The sequence below is a fragment of the Tropicimonas sp. IMCC6043 genome, from assembly GCF_004146235.1.
Lineage (GTDB): Bacteria > Pseudomonadota > Alphaproteobacteria > Rhodobacterales > Rhodobacteraceae > Tropicimonas.
Genome location: NZ_SELO01000202.1, coordinates 1 through 304 on the forward strand (window position 1 = coordinate 1; position 304 = coordinate 304).

The 304-nt window shown below is 57.6% G+C and carries 1 protein-coding gene; it reads right to left on the reverse strand.

Annotation, left to right across the window (positions count from 1 at the left end; translation table 11 throughout):
* The coding region (locus EU800_RS26385) for a reverse transcriptase domain-containing protein (protein ID WP_242500844.1) at positions 1-304 on the reverse strand (304 nt) is incomplete at both ends.

Genomic DNA, 304 nt, shown 5'->3' on the forward strand with positions numbered 1-304 from the left:
AATAGACGATTTTCGTCTTGTCTGGATGAAGCGTCAGTCCGCACTCAGTCAAACGCGCGTCCAAAGCTGCCCGAAGCGCCGTCGCCTGATCCTCGCTTCCGCAGTGACAGATCGCGTCGTCGGCATACCGTTCGAACGGAATGTCCGGGAAGTTCCGGCACATCCACATGTCGAACGCATAGTGGAGAAAGAGGTTTGCCAGCAGAGGGCTGATTACCCCACCCTGCGGTGTGCCTCGTTCCCTTCCGACGATACTTCCGTCCGGCATCTGCACCGGCGCCTTCAGCCATCTTTCGATGTACAA